18 protein-coding genes are annotated in these 19,375 nt (G+C 63.6%); 13 read left to right on the top strand and 5 right to left on the bottom strand.

Translation table 11 applies throughout. The features are described from left to right. Nucleotides 1-159 precede the first annotated feature (159 nt). The 4 genes from purE (at nt 160) to IRZ56_RS20105 (ending at nt 2,669) form a co-directional block, all read left to right on the top strand. Nucleotides 160-651: a 5-(carboxyamino)imidazole ribonucleotide mutase gene (gene purE, locus IRZ56_RS20120; protein WP_043209945.1), complete on the top strand. Its 492-nt coding sequence runs from the start codon at nt 160-162 to the stop codon at nt 649-651. 10 nt (nt 652-661) lie between these two features. Beyond that, nucleotides 662-1,744, top strand: a complete 1,083-nt coding sequence (locus IRZ56_RS20115) for a 5-(carboxyamino)imidazole ribonucleotide synthase (protein WP_196146549.1) — start codon at nt 662-664, stop codon at nt 1,742-1,744. Nucleotides 1,745-1,839: 95 nt separating this feature from the next. Then, complete coding sequence (locus tag IRZ56_RS20110; RefSeq protein ID WP_084855307.1) at nt 1,840-2,088, top strand: GlsB/YeaQ/YmgE family stress response membrane protein; 249 nt, start codon at nt 1,840-1,842, stop codon at nt 2,086-2,088. A gap of 47 nt (nt 2,089-2,135) precedes the next feature. Continuing rightward, nucleotides 2,136-2,669 (top strand): DUF3299 domain-containing protein, encoded by a 534-nt coding sequence (locus IRZ56_RS20105; protein WP_196146548.1) that lies wholly within the window; start codon nt 2,136-2,138, stop codon nt 2,667-2,669. A 56-nt stretch (nt 2,670-2,725) separates the two neighbouring features. Here the strand turns inward: IRZ56_RS20105 and IRZ56_RS20100 are convergent, their stop codons facing one another. Together IRZ56_RS20100 and IRZ56_RS20095 are read right to left on the bottom strand one after the other, a co-directional pair. Then, nucleotides 2,726-3,622: a D-hexose-6-phosphate mutarotase gene (locus IRZ56_RS20100; protein WP_196146547.1), complete on the bottom strand. Its 897-nt coding sequence runs from the start codon at nt 3,620-3,622 to the stop codon at nt 2,726-2,728. A 73-nt stretch (nt 3,623-3,695) separates the two neighbouring features. Beyond that, nucleotides 3,696-4,094 (bottom strand): acyl-CoA thioesterase, encoded by a 399-nt coding sequence (locus IRZ56_RS20095; protein WP_003253317.1) that lies wholly within the window; start codon nt 4,092-4,094, stop codon nt 3,696-3,698. Between the two features lie 362 nt (nt 4,095-4,456). Between IRZ56_RS20095 and IRZ56_RS20090 the strand changes: the two genes are divergently transcribed. The 8 genes from IRZ56_RS20090 (at nt 4,457) to IRZ56_RS20055 (ending at nt 15,080) form a co-directional block, all read left to right on the top strand. Further along, a complete protein-coding gene (locus IRZ56_RS20090; protein ID WP_196146546.1) occupies nt 4,457-5,746 on the top strand; it encodes an MFS transporter in 1,290 nt (429 codons plus the stop codon). Nucleotides 5,747-5,976: 230 nt separating this feature from the next. Beyond that, nucleotides 5,977-6,975: a phosphate ABC transporter substrate-binding protein PstS gene (locus tag IRZ56_RS20085; protein WP_196146545.1), complete on the top strand. Its 999-nt coding sequence runs from the start codon at nt 5,977-5,979 to the stop codon at nt 6,973-6,975. Nucleotides 6,976-7,114: 139 nt separating this feature from the next. Further along, nucleotides 7,115-9,403, top strand: a complete 2,289-nt coding sequence (locus IRZ56_RS20080; protein ID WP_196146544.1) for an ABC transporter permease subunit — start codon at nt 7,115-7,117, stop codon at nt 9,401-9,403. 17 nt (nt 9,404-9,420) lie between these two features. Further along, nucleotides 9,421-11,091 (top strand): phosphate ABC transporter permease PstA, encoded by a 1,671-nt coding sequence (gene pstA, locus IRZ56_RS20075; RefSeq protein WP_196146543.1) that lies wholly within the window; start codon nt 9,421-9,423, stop codon nt 11,089-11,091. A gap of 72 nt (nt 11,092-11,163) precedes the next feature. Further along, nucleotides 11,164-11,997: a phosphate ABC transporter ATP-binding protein PstB gene (gene pstB, locus IRZ56_RS20070; protein WP_084855420.1), complete on the top strand. Its 834-nt coding sequence runs from the start codon at nt 11,164-11,166 to the stop codon at nt 11,995-11,997. Nucleotides 11,998-12,156: 159 nt separating this feature from the next. Next, nucleotides 12,157-12,927 (top strand): phosphate signaling complex protein PhoU, encoded by a 771-nt coding sequence (phoU, locus tag IRZ56_RS20065; RefSeq protein ID WP_196146542.1) that lies wholly within the window; start codon nt 12,157-12,159, stop codon nt 12,925-12,927. 164 nt (nt 12,928-13,091) lie between these two features. Continuing rightward, nucleotides 13,092-13,994 carry a response regulator gene (locus IRZ56_RS20060; protein WP_196146541.1) on the top strand — a complete coding sequence of 301 codons (903 nt, stop codon included), beginning with the start codon at nt 13,092-13,094 and terminating at the stop codon, nt 13,992-13,994. A 186-nt stretch (nt 13,995-14,180) separates the two neighbouring features. Continuing rightward, the gene (locus IRZ56_RS20055) at nt 14,181-15,080 is read left to right on the top strand and encodes a peptidoglycan DD-metalloendopeptidase family protein (RefSeq protein ID WP_196146540.1); all 900 of its coding nucleotides are present in this window, start codon (nt 14,181-14,183) and stop codon (nt 15,078-15,080) included. A gap of 63 nt (nt 15,081-15,143) precedes the next feature. Here IRZ56_RS20055 and IRZ56_RS20050 read toward each other — a convergent pair whose 3' ends face one another. From IRZ56_RS20050 to phoB, 3 genes are all read right to left on the bottom strand, one after another. Further along, complete coding sequence (locus tag IRZ56_RS20050; protein WP_196146539.1) at nt 15,144-16,484, bottom strand: hemolysin family protein; 1,341 nt, start codon at nt 16,482-16,484, stop codon at nt 15,144-15,146. Nucleotides 16,485-16,702: 218 nt separating this feature from the next. Next, nucleotides 16,703-17,974 (bottom strand): phosphate regulon sensor histidine kinase PhoR, encoded by a 1,272-nt coding sequence (gene phoR / locus IRZ56_RS20045; RefSeq protein WP_230386147.1) that lies wholly within the window; start codon nt 17,972-17,974, stop codon nt 16,703-16,705. 81 nt (nt 17,975-18,055) lie between these two features. Then, nucleotides 18,056-18,745 carry a phosphate regulon transcriptional regulator PhoB gene (phoB, locus tag IRZ56_RS20040; RefSeq protein WP_003253341.1) on the bottom strand — a complete coding sequence of 230 codons (690 nt, stop codon included), beginning with the start codon at nt 18,743-18,745 and terminating at the stop codon, nt 18,056-18,058. A 170-nt stretch (nt 18,746-18,915) separates the two neighbouring features. Here phoB and IRZ56_RS20035 point away from each other — a divergent pair, with 170 nt between their 5' ends. Continuing rightward, the gene (locus IRZ56_RS20035; protein WP_196146537.1) at nt 18,916-19,287 is read left to right on the top strand and encodes a hypothetical protein; all 372 of its coding nucleotides are present in this window, start codon (nt 18,916-18,918) and stop codon (nt 19,285-19,287) included. Nucleotides 19,288-19,375 lie beyond the last annotated feature (88 nt).

The following is a 19,375-nucleotide window of genomic DNA, read 5'->3' as shown; positions in this document are numbered from 1 at the left end:
GTCGCCGGGGTGCCTTTACGGCACTGGCTTACGGTATACTGCGCGGCCCCTGGACCGGATCGATCCGGTCATTGATCAGCAAACAAGCCACGCCGGTCGTCCCGCGTGGCTTGTTGTTTTTTGACGCGCCCGCGGGCGCACAAGCGAAGAGGCTCGACGATGAGTGCACTGGTTGGCGTGATCATGGGCTCCAAGTCCGATTGGTCCACCCTTAGCCACACCGCCGATATGCTGGAAAAACTCGGCATTCCCTACGAGGTGAAGGTGGTTTCCGCCCACCGTACCCCGGATCTGCTGTTCCAGTACGCCGAGGAGGCCGAAGGCCGCGGCATCGAGGTGATCATCGCCGGTGCCGGTGGCGCTGCCCACCTGCCAGGCATGTGCGCCGCCAAGACCCACCTGCCGGTGCTGGGCGTGCCGGTGCAGTCGTCGATGCTGTCGGGTGTCGATTCGCTGCTGTCGATCGTGCAGATGCCGGCAGGCGTGCCGGTCGCTACCCTGGCCATCGGCAAGGCCGGCGCGATCAACGCGGCGTTGCTGTCGGCGAGCATCCTGGGCGCCAAGTACCCGCAGTACCACGCGGCACTCAAGCAGTTCCGCACGGAGCAGACCGAAACCGTCCTGGACAACCCGGACCCGCGCCAGGCCTGAGGCTATCAACATGAAGATCGGTGTAATCGGTGGCGGCCAGCTGGGCCGCATGCTGGCCCTGGCGGGAACGCCGTTGGGCATGAACTTCGCTTTCCTCGACCCCGCCCCGGACGCCTGTGCGGCGCCTCTGGGCGAGCATCTTCGCGCCGATTATGGCGACCAGGATCACCTGCGCCAGTTGGCCGACGAAGTCGACCTGGTGACCTTTGAGTTCGAAAGCGTCCCGGCCGAGACCGTGGCCTTCCTTTCGCAGTTCGTCCCGGTCTACCCCAGCGCCGAAGCCCTGCGCATCGCCCGTGATCGCCTGTTCGAGAAGAGCATGTTCCGCGACCTGGGCATCCCGACCCCGGCCTTCGCTGACATCCTCTCCCAGGAAGACCTGGACGCCGCCGTGGCCAGCATCGGCCTGCCGGCGGTGCTCAAGACCCGTACCCTGGGCTACGACGGCAAGGGCCAGAAGGTCCTGCGCACTGCCGACGACGTGGTAGGCACCTTCGCCGAGCTGGGCAGCGTGCCGTGTCTGCTCGAGGGCTTCGTGCCGTTCACCGGCGAAGTCTCGCTGGTGGCCGTGCGTGGCCGCGATGGCGAAACCCGCTTCTACCCGCTGGTGCACAACACCCATGAAAGCGGCATCCTGCGCTTGTCGGTGGCCAGCCAGGCACACCCGCTGCAGGCCCTGGCCGAAGACTACGTTGGCCGTGTGCTCGAGAAGCTGGACTACGTCGGCGTCATGGCCTTCGAGTTCTTCGAAGTCGACGGGGGCCTGAAGGCCAACGAGATCGCGCCACGGGTGCACAACTCGGGGCACTGGACCATCGAAGGCGCCGAGTGCAGCCAGTTCGAGAACCACCTGCGCGCCGTTGCCGGCCTGCCGCTGGGCTCCACTGCCAAGGTTGGCGAGAGCGCCATGCTCAACTTCATCGGTGAAGTGCCGGCAGTGGACCAGGTCGTGGCCATCGAGGGCTGCCACCTGCACCACTACGGCAAGGCCTTCAAGGTCGGCCGCAAGGTTGGTCACGCCACCTTGCGCTGCGCCGACATGGCCACCCTCAAGGGCAAGATCGCCGAAGTCGAAGCCCTGATCGCCGGCTGATTGAACCTCTGCCCCCGGCAGGCCCTCTGAAATGGCAACAAGCCAAAGCGCTGTCTAGGCTTTGGCTTGTTTCATTTCACTGCAGAGGGATTGCCATGGGTATCATCGGAACCATCTTCATCGGCCTTATCGTCGGCCTGCTGGCCCGCTTCCTCAAGCCTGGGGACGACAGCATGGGCTGGATCATGACCATCCTCCTGGGCATCGCCGGCTCCCTGGTCGCCACCTACGGCGGGCAGGCCCTGGGTATCTACCAGGCGGGCCAGGCTGCAGGTTTCGTTGGCGCCCTGATCGGTGCCATCGTCCTTTTGGTGATCTACGGATTCATCAAGAAACGCGGATGACTGGTTTAGAATGCCCGGCAATTCACCTGAGTTGCCGAGCATTTTCCATGCGTGCGTTTTTCCTTGCTTCCCTGCTGTTGGCCAGCACCCTGGCCCATGCCGAATTGCCCGAGACCGATTGGCTGGAATTGATGCCCAAGTCGGACCAGAAGGCACTCGAGCAGATGCCCGAGATCGACCACAACTCACCCGAGGCCATGGGCACCTTCACCGACAAGGGTGGGCTCAAGCAGGCCAAGGGGTTGCCAGCGGTGATGTACTCGACCAAGACCGTGGCGGCCATGAACGGCAAGCAGATCCGCCTGGGCGGGTATCCCGTGCCGTTGGAGAGCGATGCCAAGGGCAACAGCACGCTGTTCTTCCTGGTGCCATACCCCGGCGCCTGCATCCATGTGCCACCGCCGCCGCCGAACCAACTGGTGCTGGTGCGTTATCCCAAGGGGCTGAAGATCGACGATATCTACACGCCGTTGTGGGTCAGCGGGACGCTGAGGGTGGAAAAGGTCAGCAATGACTTGGCGGATGCGGCCTATGCCATGGATGCAGGAAAGGTGAGGGTGGTGGAAGACGCCGACCTCTGATTTTCATTCCTGCCCAATCGCCGGCTTGCCGGCGATTGAGCAGCGTAGCGGCCCCGCTACAAGGCCTCGCTGCCGATCGTGACGCTCAGCGAATGGCTGGCCCCAGGTTTCAACGCTACCACGTCATCCCACACGTTCGCCGTCTCGATGCACAGCATCCGCTGCCAGCCATCGTCCGCCATGTCCGGCAGGTCGCGCGCGCGGTCGGTCCAGGGGTTCCAGATCACCGCCGAGCGCGAACCGGTGCTTTGCAAGGTGATGCGACGGTTCCAGTGCGGGTCGACGATCTTCAGCACGGCAGGTACCTGCAGGTAGATGCGGTCGGTTTCCCCGGCAAACGCCAGTGCGCCATGCTGCTGACGCAGCTCCCAATCGGCCAGGGTCTCTATATAGCCCAGGTTCTCCACGCCTTCGACGCGCGCCTGGCGCACATCGCTCACCGCGAAATAGCTGTGCAGTGCCTGGCTGATGGTGACATCGTCATTGCCCATGTTCTGGCTGCGCAGGGTCATTTTCAGCTGTGAGCCCATTTCGATCAGCAGCTTGAGCTCAACGTCATGGGGCCAGCCGGGCAGGGCGCCCTGGGCTTCGGGCAGGCCGAACTCAATACGCAGGCCTTCGTCCGCTTCCTCGATACCCAGCAATTGCCAGTCACGGGTACGGGCCAGACCGTGCGCTGGCGCCTGTTCGCCCTGATACATGGCCTGCACGGCCTGAGGGTTGCGCTGCAGGTTGCCGAACCAGGGCCAGCACACCGGCACGCCGGCGCGTACCGACTTGCCCTGGCGGAAGATGGCCTGGTCACTCAGCCACAGCAGCGGCGGCTCGCCCAGCCTTTGGTAGCTCAGGACCTGGGCGCCCTGTTGAGCGACCAGCAGTTCTGCATGCTCGCTGGTGATGCGCCAGCAGTTGAGCTCGCCGTGTTGTTCGGTTTCGACCTGGAAGGTAGCCATTGTGCGCGTCTCGTTGGGATGCAAATGAGGCCTTGGACCTCATGCCGTGCAACGAGTTTAACGCGCCTGTGGCTCAGCGACGAGGGACGGAGCGGGTGCGGCCACTGCCGTCGATGGCGACGAACACGAAGACGGCTTCGGTGACCTTGCGCCATTCGCTGGACAGCGGATCGTCGCTCCACACTTCCACCATCATCTGGATAGAGCTGCGGCCGATTTCCAGGGTCTGGGTATAGAAGGACAACTGCGCGCCCACGGCGACCGGTACCAGGAACGCCATGCGGTCGATGGCCACGGTGGCGACGCGGCCACCGGCGACGCGGCTGGCCATGGCCGTGCCGGCCAGGTCCATCTGGGCAACCAGCCAGCCGCCGAAGATGTCGCCGAAACCATTGGTTTCGCGCGGCAGGGCGGTAATCTGCAGGGCCAGGTCGCCCTGTGGAATAGGATCTTCTTGTTCGAGCTCAATCATGCGATGGGGCCTCGGACCCGTGACGCTTCGTTGGTTGGCGCAAAGAACGGACGCCGGGAAAACGATTCAGCTGAAAACATACTACGCTGATTTCGCTTCGGTGGGCGGCCAAAGGGAAACTCTGCGAAACCGCCTGAAACACTTGACCGGCGTTTTCGCACAACATCCCACGAGAGGCGCAACCTTTTCCTACGAATCGGCAGTATATAGAGCTGAACAGCCAGCGACGACCGTGCATTCATGAATATCTGTATAGATTTTGTACCGCTATGAGTCGCACGCGGCAATTTGTTATCTTCGCCGGCTACATCTTCCAGAAGCCGCGTGACAAACGGCCTGCACGACAATAAAGAGAATTATCCATGACCTCCGTGCCGAGCAGTATCGAGCAGCCTTCCCGGCCGCTGACCCGCAGTGACTACAAAACCCTTTCACTGTCCGCCCTCGGCGGAGCGCTGGAGTTCTACGACTTCATCATTTTCGTGTTCTTCGCCACGGTGGTCGGCAAACTGTTCTTCCCGGCCGAGATGCCCGAGTGGCTGCGCCTGATGCAGACCTTCGGCATCTTCGCCGCCGGTTACCTGGCCCGGCCGCTGGGCGGCATCATCATGGCGCATTTCGGCGACCTGCTCGGGCGCAAGAAGATGTTCACCCTGAGCATCTTCATGATGGCGGTGCCGACCCTGGTCATGGGCTTGCTCCCGACCTATGCGCAGATCGGCCTGTGGGCGCCGATCCTGCTCCTGGCCATGCGCGTGGTCCAGGGCGCCGCCATCGGTGGCGAGGTGCCGGGGGCCTGGGTGTTCGTGTCCGAGCACGTACCGGCACGCAACACCGGTTATGCCTGCGGCACGCTGACCGCCGGGTTGACCGCCGGTATTCTGCTCGGCTCGCTGGTGGCCACGTTGATCAATACCCTCTACAGCCCCGACGAAGTGACGGACTACGCCTGGCGTATTCCTTTCCTGTTGGGCGGCGTGTTCGGGCTGGTGGCGGTGTATCTGCGGCGCTGGCTGCACGAGACCCCGGTGTTCGCCGAGATGCAGCAACGCAAGGCCCTGGCCGAAGAGCTGCCGTTGCGCGCGGTGCTGCGTGACCACCGCGGCGCGATCGTCCTGTCGATGCTGCTGACCTGGTTGCTGTCGGCGGCCATCGTCGTGATCATCCTCATGACCCCGGCACTGTTGCAGAGCCTCTACCAGGTCAGCCCCACCGACTCGCTGAAAGCCAACAGCCTGGCCATCGTGTTGCTGAGCTTCGGCTGCGTGGTTGCCGGCAGCCTGGCCGACCGTTTCGGCGCCGGCCGGGTGTTCGTGGTGGGCAGCCTGCTGTTGCTCGTGACCTCGTGGATGTTCTTCCATAGCCTGCCGACCCGGCCTGACCTGCTGTTCCCGCTGTACGCGGTCACTGGCCTGTGCGTGGGGATCGTCGGTGCGGTGCCCTACGTGATGGTCAAGGCGTTCCCGCCGGTGGTGCGGTTCAGCGGGCTGTCGTTCTCGTACAACCTGGCCTACGCGATCTTTGGCGGGCTGACGCCGATGGTGGTCACGGCGCTGCTGAGGTTCAGCCCGATGGCGCCGGCCTATTATGTGGCGGGCCTGTGTGCCGTTGGTCTGTTGGTGGGGCTGTATCTGATAGTGAAGAAACGCTGAGGCGGTCATCGCCGGCAAGCCGGCTGCCACAGGTGTCGGGGGCAGGTGGGAGCCGGCGATGGGGTGCGAAGCGCCCCCACATCCTTGCAACATCCTGCAAAGGCCATCCCGGTTTCCGGTGATGGCCTTTCATCCAATTGTCACATTCGAGTCATAGAGTGTTCATGCGGCCTGCAGATACTTGGGCCCGTTCCATCTCACACCCCAAATATTCCTGCTAGGAGTTAGGCATGAAACTGAAGCGTTTGATGGCGGCCCTCACGTTCGCCGCCGCTGGCGTCGCTACCGCCAATGCGGTTGCCGCCGTCGATCCTGCAATCCCGACCTACACCAAGACCACTGGCGTATCGGGCAACCTCTCCAGCGTCGGTTCCGATACCCTGGCGAACCTGATGACTCTGTGGGCCGAGGCCTACAAGAAGGAATATCCGAACGTAAACATCCAGATCCAGGCTGCCGGCTCCTCCACCGCGCCACCCGCGCTGACCGAAGGTACCGCCAACCTCGGCCCTATGAGCCGCAAGATGAAGGATGTCGAGCTGCAGGCCTTCGAGCAGAAGTACGGCTACAAGCCGACCGCCATCCCGGTCGCCGTCGACGCCCTGGCCGTGTTCGTGCACAAGGACAACCCGATCAAAGGCCTGACCATGGCCCAAGTCGATGCGATCTTCTCCTCCACTCGCCTGTGCGGCGCCAAAGCCGACGTGAAAACCTGGGGCGACATCGGCGTGACGGGTGATCTGGCCAACAAGCCAATCCAACTGTTCGGCCGCAACTCGGTGTCCGGTACCTACGGCTACTTCAAGGAAGAAGCCCTGTGCAAAGGCGACTTCAAGCCTAACGTCAACGAACAGCCTGGCTCGGCTTCGGTCGTGCAGTCGATCAGCAGCTCGCTGAACGGCATCGGCTACTCGGGCATCGGCTACAAGACCGCCAGCGTCAAGACCGTGCCCCTGGCCAAGAAGGAAGGTGGCGCGTTCATCGAGGACAACGAAGCCAACGCCCTGAACGGCACCTACCCGCTGTCGCGCTTCCTGTACGTCTACGTCAACAAGGCACCGAACAAGCCTCTGGCCCCGCTGGAAGCCGAGTTCGTCAAGCTGGTGCTGTCGCAGGCTGGCCAGCAGGTCGTGGTGAAGGACGGTTACATCCCGCTGCCGGCCAAAGTGGTCGACAAGACCCTGGCTGACCTGGGCCTGTCCCACGCCGGTAACGTTGCAAAGAAGTAAGTAACTGAGGAAGAGGCCGGCGCTAATGCCCGGCCTCTTCCACGAATTCTCAGTCCGAAGCCAGGGCTCCTGAGCGGCGGGCTTTTTTGCGTCACTGCATTGTCATGTTTTTGTCATACGGGACCGCTAGGGTGTGCGCATGAATGATCTGGCCAACTCCACAATGACCCAAAATTCTCCCCCCGTGCGGATTGACTTCAATACGCCCGAGCTGCAACGCAAGCGGCGCATGCGTGCGCTGAAGGACCGCCTGACCCGCTGGTACGTACTGGTGGGCGGGCTTGCCGTGCTGGCAGCCATCACCCTGATCTTCTTCTACCTGGCCTATGTGGTGCTGCCGCTGTTCCAGGGCGCCGAGTTGACCAGCAAGAAGGCCCTGGAACCGACCTGGCTGCAACAGGACGCCGGCAAGCCGCTGATGATCGCCCTCGAGGAGCAGAACCTCGTGGGCATGCGCGTTTCCGACAAGGGCCAGGCGCTGTTCTTCGACACCAAGACCGGTGCCGAGGTCAAGCGCATCGACCTGCCGCTGCCGGCAGGCGTCCAGGTGGCCTCGATCAGCACCGACCAGCCAGGCAGCCCGGTGGTGGTGCTGGGTCTGTCCAACGGCCAGGCGCTGGTGTTCAACCACAGCTACAAGATCACCTACCCGGACAACAAGAAGACCATCACGCCGGCCATCGACTTCCCGTATGGCCAGCAAGCGTTCACCCTGGACGACCAGGGCCGTGCCCTCGAGCACGTGAGCGTCAACGTTAACGGCGACACCCTGCTGCTGGCCGGCTCCACCGGTTCGCACCTGCAGGTGATCGAGCTGACTCGCGAAGAGAACATGATGACCGGCGAGGTCACCAGCGAGCAGAACCGCATCGACCTTCCGCAGATGACCGAGACGGTCAAGGCTATCTTCATCGACCCGCGCCAGCAGTGGCTGTACGTGGTCAACGGCCGCGCCACCGCCGATGTCTTCAGCCTGCGCGAGAAGAGCCTGAACGGGCGCTACAAGTTGTCCGAGGACGGCAACACCGAGATCACCGCCAGCGCCCAGCTGGTCGGCGGCATCTCGCTGATCTTCGGTGATTCCAAGGGCGGCCTGAGCCAGTGGTTCATGGCCCGCGATCCGGATGGCGAGTCGCGTTTCAAGCTGATCCGCAGCTTCCAGATGGGCAAGGCGCCGGTCGTGCAGATCGATGCCGAAGAGCGCCGCAAGGGCTTCATCGCCCTGGACAGCGAAGGCCAGCTGGGCGTGTTCCACAGCACTGCGCATCGCACCCTGCTGGTCGAGCCGGTAGCCGAAGGTGCCGGTATTCTGGCCCTGTCGCCACGCGCCAACCGCATCATCATCGAGCAGGGTGGCAAGCTGCTGCCGCTGAGCCTGAAGAACCCGCATCCGGAGGTTTCCTTCAGCGCGCTGTGGGGCAAGGTCTGGTATGAAAACTACGACGAGCCGAAGTACGTCTGGCAGTCCACGGCGTCCAATACCGACTTCGAGCCCAAGCTGAGCCTGTCGCCGCTGACCTTCGGTACCCTGAAGGCCGCCTTCTACGCGATGATCCTCGCCGCGCCTCTGGCCATTGCCGCCGCTATCTACACCGCCTACTTCATGGCCCCGGGCATGCGCCGCAAGGTCAAGCCGGTGATCGAACTGATGGAAGCGATGCCGACGGTGATCCTGGGCTTCTTCGCCGGCCTGTTCCTGGCCCCGTACCTTGAGGGGCACCTGCCGGGCGTGTTCAGCCTGCTGCTGATCCTGCCGATCGGTATCCTCGTCGCCGGCTTCTCCTGGAGCCGCCTGCCCGAATCGATCCGCCTGCGCATCCCGGATGGCTGGGAAGCGGCGATCCTGATCCCGGTGATCCTGGTGATCGGCTGGTTCGCCCTGTACATGAGCCCGTTCCTAGAGACCTGGTTCTTCGGCGGTGACATGCGCCTGTGGATCACCAACGACCTGGGTATCACCTACGACCAGCGCAACGCCCTGGTAGTCGGTATCGCCATGGGCTTCGCGGTCATCCCGAACATCTACTCGATCGCCGAGGACGCCGTGTTCAGCGTGCCGCGCAGCCTGACCCTGGGCTCCCTGGCCCTGGGCGCGACGCCCTGGCAGACCCTGACCCGCGTGGTCATCCTCACCGCAAGCCCGGGCATCTTCTCGGCGCTGATGATCGGCATGGGCCGTGCGGTGGGCGAGACCATGATCGTGCTCATGGCCACTGGCAACACCCCGGTCATGGAGCTGAATCTGTTCGAAGGCATGCGCACCCTGGCCGCCAACGTGGCCGTGGAAATGCCCGAGTCGGAAGTCGGCGGCAGCCACTACCGTGTGCTGTTCCTCGCCGCCCTCGTGCTGCTGATGTTCACGTTCATCATGAACACCTTGGCTGAGCTGATTCGCCAGCGTCTGCGCAAGAAATACTCGTCGCTTTGATAGAAAGGTAGAGATCCGTGAAAAAGGATTCCCTCAAAGGCTGGTTCAAGAGCGGCGCCCCCGGCGTCTGGATCAGCGGTGGCGCGGTCGCCATGGCGGTGATCATGACCGTCGGCCTGCTTGCCGTGATCGCCGTCCGTGGCCTGGGCCACTTCTGGCCGGCCGACCTGATCCAGGCCACCTACAAGGTGCCGGGTCAGGGTGACCATGTGATCATCGGCGAAGTGGTGCAGAAGGAAGAAGTGCCACGCGCCCGCCTCAAGGGTGCCGGCCTGCCGGTGCCGGACGAAGGCCCGGAGTTCATGACGCGCGAGCTGGTCAAGGTCGGCAACCGCGACCTCAACGGCAGCGACTTCACCTGGCTGGTCGGCGAGTGGCTGGTCGATCAGCAGAAGCCTGCCGACTTGATCGCCCTGGAGCGCCGCGAGTGGGGCAACTTCTACGGCTATCTGGTGAGCGTCAAGGAAGAAGGCCGCGTGGTCGCCGAAGGCGCAGGTGCCTGGGCCGAGCTACAGGCGCGCCTCAAGCGTGCCGACCAGTTGGCTTCCGAACTGCAGACCCTCGAGAAGAAGGACATCGGCGCCATCAACCATGGCCTGGAGCGCCTGCGCTTGCAGACCCGCAAGCTGGAGCTCGATGGCAAGCTGGACGCCGCGGCCCAGGCCGATATCGAGGCCGACCGCGCCGAGCTGAACAACCGCTACAAGGCCATCGAAGAGCGCCTGACCGGCCTGCACCAGGCGTTCTCCCGCGACAGCCTGGTGGCCCGTGACGGCAACGGTCGCGAAGTGGAGATCAACCTGAGCAAGGTGGTCCACGCGTACCAGCCCAACGGCATGTCGGCCATGACCAAGATGGGCGTGTACTTCAGCAAAGTCTGGGAATTCCTCAGCGACGACCCGCGTGAAGCCAACACCGAGGGCGGTATCTTCCCGGCCATCTTCGGCACCGTGATGATGACCCTGATCATGGCCGTGATCGTCACCCCGTTCGGCGTACTGGCGGCGGTATACCTGCGCGAATATGCCAAGCAGGGCCCGGTGACGCGCCTGATCCGCATCGCGGTGAACAACCTCGCCGGTGTACCGGCGATCGTCTACGGCGTGTTCGGCCTGGGCTTCTTCGTCTACGTGCTGGGCGGCTCGATCGACCGGCTGTTCTTCCCCGAGGCGCTGCCGGCCCCGACCCTGGGTACCCCAGGCCTGCTGTGGGCCTCGCTGACCCTGGCGCTGCTGGCCGTGCCGGTGGTGATCGTGGCCACCGAGGAAGGCCTGGCGCGGATCCCGCGTACCGTGCGCGAAGGCTCCCTGGCCCTTGGCGCGACCAAGGCCGAGACCCTGTGGAAGATCGTCCTGCCGATGGCAAGCCCGGCCATGATGACCGGCATGATCCTCGCCGTGGCCCGTGCCGCGGGCGAAGTGGCACCGCTGATGCTGGTGGGTGTGGTGAAGCTGGCGCCGTCGTTGCCGGTGGACGGCAACTACCCGTACCTGCACCTGGACCAGAAGATCATGCACCTGGGCTTCCACATCTACGACGTCGGCTTCCAGAGCCCCAACGTCGAGGCCGCGCGACCGCTGGTGTATGCCACCGCGTTGCTGCTGGTGCTGGTGATCGCCACCCTCAACCTCTCGGCGGTGTGGATCCGTAACCACCTGCGCGAGAAGTACAAGGCCCTCGACAGCTGATCCTGATTGCAAGCGTGCCGCCCGTAAGCCGGGCGGCCCTTTGAAACGAATTGATAGCGTATGGAGTTGACCATGCAGCAAGAATCCCACGCCCACGGCATCGACATGTCCGCCCTGGGCCGCGACAAGCAGAGCCTGCGCCTGGCCGAAGAAACCGTGGCCATCGAAGTACCCGGCCTGTCCCTGTTCTACGGTGACAAGCAAGCCCTGTTCGACGTGCAGATGAACATTCCCAAGCAGCGCGTGACCGCCTTCATCGGCCCGTCCGGCTGCGGCAAGTCGACCCTGCTGCGCACCTTCAACCGCATGAACGACCTGGTCGACGGTTGCCGCGTGGAAGGCGCCATCAACCTGTACGGCCACAACATCTACCGCAAGGGCGAGGACGTGGCCGAGCTGCGCCGCCGGGTCGGCATGGTGTTCCAGAAGCCCAACCCGTTCCCCAAGACCATCTATGAAAACGTGGTCTACGGCCTGCGTATCCAGGGCATCAACAAGAAGCGCGTGCTCGACGAGGCCGTCGAATGGGCCCTGAAGGGCGCCGCGCTGTGGGACGAGGTCAAGGACCGGTTGCACGATTCGGCCCTGGGCCTGTCCGGCGGCCAGCAGCAGCGTCTGGTCATCGCCCGCACCATCGCCGTGGAGCCGGAAGTCCTGCTGCTCGACGAGCCGTGCTCGGCTCTGGACCCGATCTCGACCCTGAAGGTCGAGGAGCTGATCTACGAGCTCAAGTCCAAGTACACCATCGTCATCGTGACCCATAACATGCAGCAGGCGGCGCGCGTCTCGGACTACACCGCGTTCATGTATATGGGCAAACTGGTCGAATTCGGTGATACCGATACCCTGTTCACCAACCCGGCGAAGAAGCAGACCGAAGACTACATCACTGGTCGTTACGGTTAATCCCCACCCTGTGGGAGCGGGCTTGTCCCGCGATTGAGCCTGGGCGGGCAGCCATGCCGAGCGGTCGATCGCAATCGCTGGGCAAGCCCGCTCCCACAGGTGCCGCCAGGGAACGATACGAATTTCTTGAAGCTTGCAGCTTCTTCGCGGAGCGAAACGATGATCAACAAAGAGAGCCTCACCCATCACATCTCCCAGCAGTTCAACGCCGAGCTCGAAGAGGTGCGTAGCCACCTTCTGGCGATGGGCGGCCTGGTCGAGAAGCAGGTCAACGACGCGGTCACCGCACTGATCGAGGCCGATTCGGGCCTGGCTCAGCAGGTCCGTGAAGTCGACGAACAGATCAACCAGATGGAGCGCAACATCGACGAGGAATGCGTGCGCATCCTCGCCCGTCGCCAGCCGGCGGCCTCCGACCTGCGCTTGATCATCAGCATCTCCAAGTCGGTGATCGACCTGGAGCGCATCGGCGACGAATCCACCAAGATCGCCCGCCGCGCCATCCAGTTGTGCGAGGAAGGTGAATCGCCCCGCGGTTACGTCGAGGTGCGCCACATCGGCGACCAGGTGCGCAACATGGTGCGTGATGCCCTGGACGCCTTCGCCCGCTTCGATGCCGACCTTGCGCTGTCGGTGGCCCAGTACGACAAGACCATCGACCGTGAATACAAGACCGCACTGCGCGAGCTGGTCACCTACATGATGGAAGACCCACGTTCGATCTCCCGCGTACTGAGCGTGATCTGGGCCCTGCGTTCGCTGGAGCGCATCGGCGACCACGCGCGCAACATTTCCGAGCTGGTGATCTACCTGGTGCGCGGCACCGACGTACGCCACATGGGCCTCAAGCGTATGAAGGCCGAAGTGCAAGGCGAAACGGCGGACGACGCCGAAATCGCTAATGTTCCGGCGCAATCGGACGATAAGTAAGGTTGCTCCCGAGCATCGACGCCCGGCTTAGGCCGGGCGTTTTCGTTTGCGGTCGGGCAGCCGGCAGGCACCCGCGAACGATGAGAGAAGTCCCGGCGTGACCAATGGTTTGGCAAATGGCCATCAGTCGGCGGTAAGCTAGTCGGGGTTCAAGAGGAGTATCGATGAGTAAGGTCAACGTGCTGGTCGTGGATGATGCGCCGTTCATTCGCGACCTGGTGAGGAAGTGTCTGCGCAATGCCTTCCCAGGCATCGCCATCGAGGACGCGGTCAATGGTCGCAAGGCCATGACCCTGCTGGGCAAGGAGCGTTTCGACCTGGTCTTGTGCGACTGGGAAATGCCGGAAATGTCCGGCCTTGAGTTGCTCACCTGGTGCCGCCAGCAGGCCGAGCTCAAGGACCTGCAGTTCATCATGGTGACCAGCCGTGGCGACAAGGAGAACGTGATCCAGGCTATCCAGGCCGGCGTCTCCGATTTCGTGGGCAAACCATTCACCAACGAGCAGCTGCTGACCAAGGTAAAGAAGGCCCTGACCAAGCTCGGCAAGCTCGAAGGCCTGGTGAACAGCGCGCCGGCACGTATCAACTCGGCGTTCGCCAATGATTCGTTGAGTGCACTCACCGGTGGGCGAGCCGAAACGGTCAAGGCGCCTGTGGCGGCTGCCGTGGCCCCCAACAAGCCGCTGATCAACGCACCGGCCCCCAAGAGCGCGGCGGCGGCGGCCCAGAGCGGGCGTGGCCAGGGCCAGCTGCGGCTTTCCAGCGGTACCCAGGCCTGTGTGATCAAGGCCTTGAGCCTCAAGGAAGCATTGCTGGTGGTGCGCCGTGGCACGACCTTGCCGCAGGTGCTCGAAGGTGCAGTGCTGGACCTGGAGCAGGGCGAGAATGCCGAGGTGGCACGCCTCAACGGCTACCTGCATGCCGTGGCGGCCCTGGAGCCCAAGCCGGACAGCGACTGGCTGCAACTGACCTTCAAGTTCGTCGACCAGGATGCGCAGAAGCTCGACTACCTGTCGCGGCTGATCGCCCGTGGCACCGCCCAGAAGCACTTCACCCCCGGCGCCTGATCTATCGTCAGGCCTGCGTTGCGCAGAGAACAAGCGGCTAGCGCTGATCCTCTTGTAGGAGCGGCGCTGGGGCGGTCCGACCTCTCCCGCAATCAGACAACCGACCAATTCCCGACCAACTGCAACACCCCGTCTGAAAGTGGCTGCTAGGCTTCGGTTCATAACAACTATCAAAAAGCCACTATCATGCCCGCCGCCCGCCTGCTGCTGTTCTGTGCCTTGCTCACGGCCTCGGCGTCGAGCCTGGGCATGACCCTCTACAAGACCACCGATGCCTTTGGCGTGGTCTCCTACTCCGAAAACCCGCTGCCTGGTGCCAGGCCGTTCGTGCTGCGCGAACCCATGGTCGAGCGCCTGGACAGCCAGATACGCTTGCGCGCCGTGGAGGTTGCCGGTGGCACCCGCTTCTTCGCGCGCAACGAGCTGTTCGCCCCGGTGGAGGTCGAGCTTCGCCTGTATCGCCTGGCCGATGCCCAGGGCGGTAACGCGCCACGGGTCATCCGGCGTGTGGTGGCGCCGCGTTCGACCCAGGTGCTCACCATGTTGACTGCGGTGCCAGGCGGGCGGCTGCGATACGAGACGAAATTCCGCCATGCCCTGGGCGACCCGAGCAAGCGGCCCCAAGCCTTCCGCTATCCATTCCCCTGGCGCGGTGGCCCGTTCCGCTTGACCCAAGGGCCCAACGGGCGCTTCAGCCACTTCGGGCCCAAGGGGCGCTATGCGATGGACGTCGCCATGCCCGAAGGCACGCCGATCGTCGCGGCGCGCGAAGGCGTGGTGGTGAAGGTGGAGAACAGCCAGCGCGGTCGCGGCAACAACCCAGCGGGCAATTTCGTCAGAGTTCTGCACCCGGACGGCACCATGGGCGTGTATTTGCACCTGATGCGTGGGTCGGTGGTGGTCAGCGAAGGGCAGCGGGTGGCCCAGGGCGCGCTGCTGGCCAAGTCGGGAAACACCGGCAACAGCACCGGGCCGCACCTGCATTTCGTGGTGCAGCGCAATGTGGGGTTGGCGCTGGAGTCGATTCCCTACCGGTTCAATCGGCCGCTGGGTGGTTTGCCGGATTTCACTGCAGGGAACCCTTGATTCGTACTGCCCGAGCTGCTCCCACAGGGTTCAGTGGTGCACATACCCTGTGGGACGGAGCGCTCAATCGAGCTTGAGCACCTTGGCCAGGACGATTTTCGGGCCTTTCATTTTCTTGATGATGATGCGCAGGCCTTCGACTTCCAGCACTTCCTCTTCCTCGGGTACGCGCTTGAGCGTTTCGTACACCAGCCCTGCCAGGGTTTCGGCCTCGATGTGGTCCAGGTCAACGCCCAGCAGGCGCTCGACCTTGAACAGCGGCGTGTCGCCACGCACCAACAGCTTGCCTGGCTGGTAGGCGAGGATGCCGCGCTCGGTTTTGCGGTGTTCGTCCTGGATGTCGCCTACCAGCACTTCCAGCACGTCTTCCATGGTCAGGTAGCCGATCACCTTGCCGTCGGCTTCCTCGACCAGCACGAAGTGCGCGCCGCCCTTGCGGAACTGCTCCAGCAACTGGGCCAGCGGCATGTGTCGGGACACCCGCTCCAAGGGGCGGGCCAGCTCTTCGAGGTCGATGGTCTCGGGTAGATGGTCGAGTTCGGCCAACTCCAGCAGCAGGTCCTTGATGTGCAGCAGGCCGGTGAACTCCTCGCGCTCGGCATCGTAGACTGGGTAGCGGCTGAACTTGTGGCGGCGCACCAGTGCCAGGATTTGCTTGAGCGGGGCATGGGCATCGATGCTGACCATGTCCTCGCGGGAGTTGGCCCAGTCGACCACTTCCAGCTCGCCCATCTCCACGGCCGAGGCCAGCACGCGCATGCCCTGGTCGCTCGGGTCCTGGCCACGGCTGGAGTGCAGGATCAGCTTGAGCTCTTCGCGGCTGTAGTGGTGTTCATGGTGCGGGCCGGGCTCGCCCTGGCCGGCGATGCGCAGGATGGTATTGGCGCTCGCGTTGAGCAGGTAGATGGCCGGGTACATGAGCCAGTAGAACAGGTACAGCGGCACGGCCGTCCACAGCGACAGCAGTTCGGGCTTGCGGATCGCCCACGACTTGGGCGCCAGTTCGCCGACCACGATATGCAGGTAGGAGATCACGAAGAAGGCGACGAAGAAGGAGATCGCCTTGACCAGCTCCGGCGTGTCGACGCCTACGGCGGCCAGCACCGGCTCGAGCAGGTGGGCGAAGGCCGGCTCGCCGACCCAGCCCAGGCCCAGGGAGGCCAGGGTGATGCCCAGCTGGCAGGCCGACAGGTAGGCGTCAAGCTGGTTGTGGACCTTGCGCAGGATGCTGCCCCGCCAGCCATGCAGTTCGGCGATGGACTCGACGCGGGTGGCGCGCAGCTTGACCATGGCGAACTCGGCGGCCACGAAGAAGCCGTTGAGCAGCACCAGGAGGAAGGCGAAGAGAATCATGCCGAAGTCGGCAAAGAGGGAGATGAAGCTAAAACCAGGGGAAGGGTCCATGATGGAGTTTTTACGGGGTCCGTCTTTGTAAGGGTGAGAAAAAAAGTGCCAGCGTTGGCTGGCACAGGGGATCCAATGTAGCGGCTGAAGCTGCAAAAGCAAAGGGTAGTGGTCTTGTTAGGCTGCTTTGCGGCCCAATCGCCGGCAAGCCGGCCACAGGGAGCGAATAAGACATGTGTGGCCGGCTTGCCGGCGATTGGACTGCGAAGCAGCCCCGCTCACGATTTACGGTTGGCCAGTTGCGCCGGCGCGAAATGACAGGTGAAGGTACTGCCATGCCCCGGCACGCTGCTGATCTCCAGGCGCGCACGATGGCGCAGCAGAACGTGCTTGACGATGGCCAGGCCCAGCCCGGTGCCGCCGGTGTTGGAGGCGCGGCTGGAGTCGACCCGGTAGAAACGCTCGGTCAGGCGCGGCAAGTGCTTGGCATCGATGCCGATCCCCGAGTCCTGCACGGACAGGTGGGCGCCTTGGTCGTCGGCCCACCAGCGGACCCGTATGGTGCCTTCGTCCTGGGTGTACTTCACCGCGTTGAACACCAGGTTGGAAAAGGCACTGCGCAGTTCCGACTCGCTGCCCTTCAAACGTACGCCTGGCGCCGCGTCCAGCGTGATGCGCTGGTTGCGCGGGCCGGAGAGCGCCTGGGCATCGCTGGTGATCGACTGCAACAGGGTATCGACCGCAACCGGCTGGTTGTCCGAGGGGTAATCGGTGGCCTCGAGCTTGGCCAGCAGCAACAGGTCGTTGAGCAGCGTCTGCATGCGCGAGCCCTGCTGGCTCATCTGCTGCAATGCCCGGCTCCAGCGAGGGTTCACGTCCTCGACGTTGTCGAGCAAGGTTTCCAGGTAGCCGGTGATCACCGTCAACGGCGTGCGCAGTTCGTGGGAGACGTTGGCGACGAAGTCCTTGCGCATCTGTTCGAGCTGATGGATACGGGTGACATCGCGCACCAGCATCAGGTGCTCGTTATTGCCGTATCGGGTGATGTGCAGCTGCACGCGCAGGTGATCGTTGATCGGCGACGGGATTTCCAGTGGCTCGACGTAGTTTTCGGCCTCGAAGTACTCCTTGAAGCGCGGGTGGCGCACCAGGTTGGTGACCGGCTGGCCCCCGTCCTGCGGAGTCTTGAAGCCCAGCAAGGTCTCGGCGGCGCGGTTCCACCACTCAAGGTTGCCTTCGCTGTCGAGCATGATCACCGCATCGCGCAGGGCTGCGGTGGACTCCTGGACCCGGTCGATCACTGCCTGCAGACGCCCACGCACGCGCTGATCGCGGCGTTGCAGGTGGTAGATGCTGTCGAACACCTCGCCCCACAGGCCGTAGCCATCGGGCGGAGCTTCATCGGGCTGGTGGTTACGCAGCCAGTCGTGCAGGCGCAGCAGTTGCTTGAGGGTCCAGCCCAGGTAGAGCGCAAGGCCGATGGCCAGGCTCCACCCGTAGTAGCCGCTGACCAGCCCGCCGATCAGGCAGACGGTGATCAGCAGCAGCATGTGGCGAATCAGGGTCGCGTGCCAGTTCTGGTTCAATTGACGGTCCTTGTACAGCGGCTTGCGGCGTGGCTTCGGGCTGGATCAGCTCTTGGTCGAGAAGCGGTAGCCGGTGCCCCGGACGGTTTGTACCAGATTTTCGTAGGCTTCACCCAACGCCTTGCGCAGGCGACGGATGTGCACGTCGACCGTGCGTTCCTCGACATAGACATTGCCGCCCCAGACCTGGTCGAGCAGTTGGCCGCGGGTGTAGGCGCGTTCCTGGTGGGTCATGAAGAACTGCAGCAGGCGGTATTCGGTGGGGCCCATCTCGGCCGGCTTGCCGTCGATGGTCACACGGTGGCTGATCGGGTCGAGCAGCAGGCCGCCGACTTCGATCGGCGCTTCGCTGTCGCTCGGGCCGGTGCGGCGCAGCACGGCCTTGAGCCGGGCTACCAGCTCGCGTGGCGAGAATGGCTTGGTGATGTAGTCGTCGGCGCCGACTTCCAGGCCCTGGATCTTGTTGTCCTCTTCGCCTTTGGCGGTGAGCATGATGATCGGGATATCGCCGGTCAGCTCATCACGCTTCAGGCGCCGCGCCAGTTCGATGCCCGAGGTGCCGGGCAGCATCCAGTCGAGCAGGATCAGGTCCGGCTTGCGGTCGACGATGATGGCGTGGGCCTGCTGGGAGTTTTCCGCTTCCAGGCAGTCATAGCCGGCCATTTCCAATGCAACGGCGATCATCTCGCGAATGGGCGCTTCGTCGTCGACGATCAGAATGTTTCTGCCAACCATGCTTGATACCTCTCCCGGGAACTGTGTCTGGCCCGCATTAGATAACGGAATTATTGCAGCTGTGTGACAGGACATTGGCGTTTATGGCGACATTCCATGACTGGACTAGGCTTGAAGGGGCCGCCGAGGCGGTGTTTCAGCCCCATTCCCCCGAAACGATGGTGATTCCAATGACACGACATACGCTGAGCTGGATGGCCCTTTTCGCTGCGCTGGCGCTACCGGGGGTGGCGTCGGCCCACCATGCGACGGAGAAGGATGGCATGTGGGTCGATCATGCCGGCATGACCCTCTACACGTTCGACAAGGACGCCGACGGCAAGTCCATGTGCAACGGCGAATGCGCCAAGAACTGGCCGCCGCTGCTGGTCAAGCCCGACGACGAAGCCGCCAAGGACAAATGGACCCAGGTCACCCGTGACGACGGGGCCAAGCAGTGGGCCTACGACGGCAAGCCTCTGTACACATTCATCAAGGACAAGAAGGCCGGGGACAAGACCGGTGATGGTGTGAAGGACGTCTGGCATATCGCCAAGCCTTGAGGCTTTGGGCGCAATCGCCGGCAAGCCGGCTGCCACCGGTCCTGCGCTGCCTTCAATGATGCCGCCGTACCTGTGGGAGCCGGCATGC

The organism is Pseudomonas guariconensis (assembly GCF_015680235.1).
GTDB classification, from domain to species: Bacteria; Pseudomonadota; Gammaproteobacteria; order Pseudomonadales; family Pseudomonadaceae; genus Aquipseudomonas; species Aquipseudomonas guariconensis_A.
The sequence above is the reverse complement of the archived record's forward strand: the minus strand, read 5'-3'. Positions and strand labels throughout refer to the sequence as shown.

Bases quoted from the DNA above. Each gene is read 5' to 3' on its own strand.
- IRZ56_RS20090 (WP_196146546.1), top strand. From the start codon at position 4,457: ATGACCTCCGTGCCGAGCAGTATCGAGCAGCCTTCCCGGCCGCTGACC.
- pstB (WP_084855420.1), top strand. From the start codon at position 11,164: ATGCAGCAAGAATCCCACGCCCACGGCATCGACATGTCCGCCCTGGGC.
- IRZ56_RS20100 (WP_196146547.1), bottom strand. From the start codon at position 3,622: ATGGCTACCTTCCAGGTCGAAACCGAACAACACGGCGAGCTCAACTGC.
- IRZ56_RS20095 (WP_003253317.1), bottom strand. From the start codon at position 4,094: ATGATTGAGCTCGAACAAGAAGATCCTATTCCACAGGGCGACCTGGCC.
- IRZ56_RS20110 (WP_084855307.1), top strand. From the start codon at position 1,840: ATGGGTATCATCGGAACCATCTTCATCGGCCTTATCGTCGGCCTGCTG.
- IRZ56_RS20035 (WP_196146537.1), top strand. From the start codon at position 18,916: ATGACACGACATACGCTGAGCTGGATGGCCCTTTTCGCTGCGCTGGCG.
- phoB (WP_003253341.1), bottom strand. From the start codon at position 18,745: ATGGTTGGCAGAAACATTCTGATCGTCGACGACGAAGCGCCCATTCGC.
- IRZ56_RS20085 (WP_196146545.1), top strand. From the start codon at position 5,977: ATGAAACTGAAGCGTTTGATGGCGGCCCTCACGTTCGCCGCCGCTGGC.
- phoR (WP_230386147.1), bottom strand. From the start codon at position 17,974: ATGCTGCTGCTGATCACCGTCTGCCTGATCGGCGGGCTGGTCAGCGGC.
- IRZ56_RS20115 (WP_196146549.1), top strand. From the start codon at position 662: ATGAAGATCGGTGTAATCGGTGGCGGCCAGCTGGGCCGCATGCTGGCC.
- IRZ56_RS20105 (WP_196146548.1), top strand. From the start codon at position 2,136: ATGCGTGCGTTTTTCCTTGCTTCCCTGCTGTTGGCCAGCACCCTGGCC.
- purE (WP_043209945.1), top strand. From the start codon at position 160: ATGAGTGCACTGGTTGGCGTGATCATGGGCTCCAAGTCCGATTGGTCC.
- IRZ56_RS20080 (WP_196146544.1), top strand. From the start codon at position 7,115: ATGAATGATCTGGCCAACTCCACAATGACCCAAAATTCTCCCCCCGTG.
- IRZ56_RS20050 (WP_196146539.1), bottom strand. From the start codon at position 16,484: ATGGACCCTTCCCCTGGTTTTAGCTTCATCTCCCTCTTTGCCGACTTC.
- IRZ56_RS20055 (WP_196146540.1), top strand. From the start codon at position 14,181: ATGCCCGCCGCCCGCCTGCTGCTGTTCTGTGCCTTGCTCACGGCCTCG.
- phoU (WP_196146542.1), top strand. From the start codon at position 12,157: ATGATCAACAAAGAGAGCCTCACCCATCACATCTCCCAGCAGTTCAAC.
- IRZ56_RS20060 (WP_196146541.1), top strand. From the start codon at position 13,092: ATGAGTAAGGTCAACGTGCTGGTCGTGGATGATGCGCCGTTCATTCGC.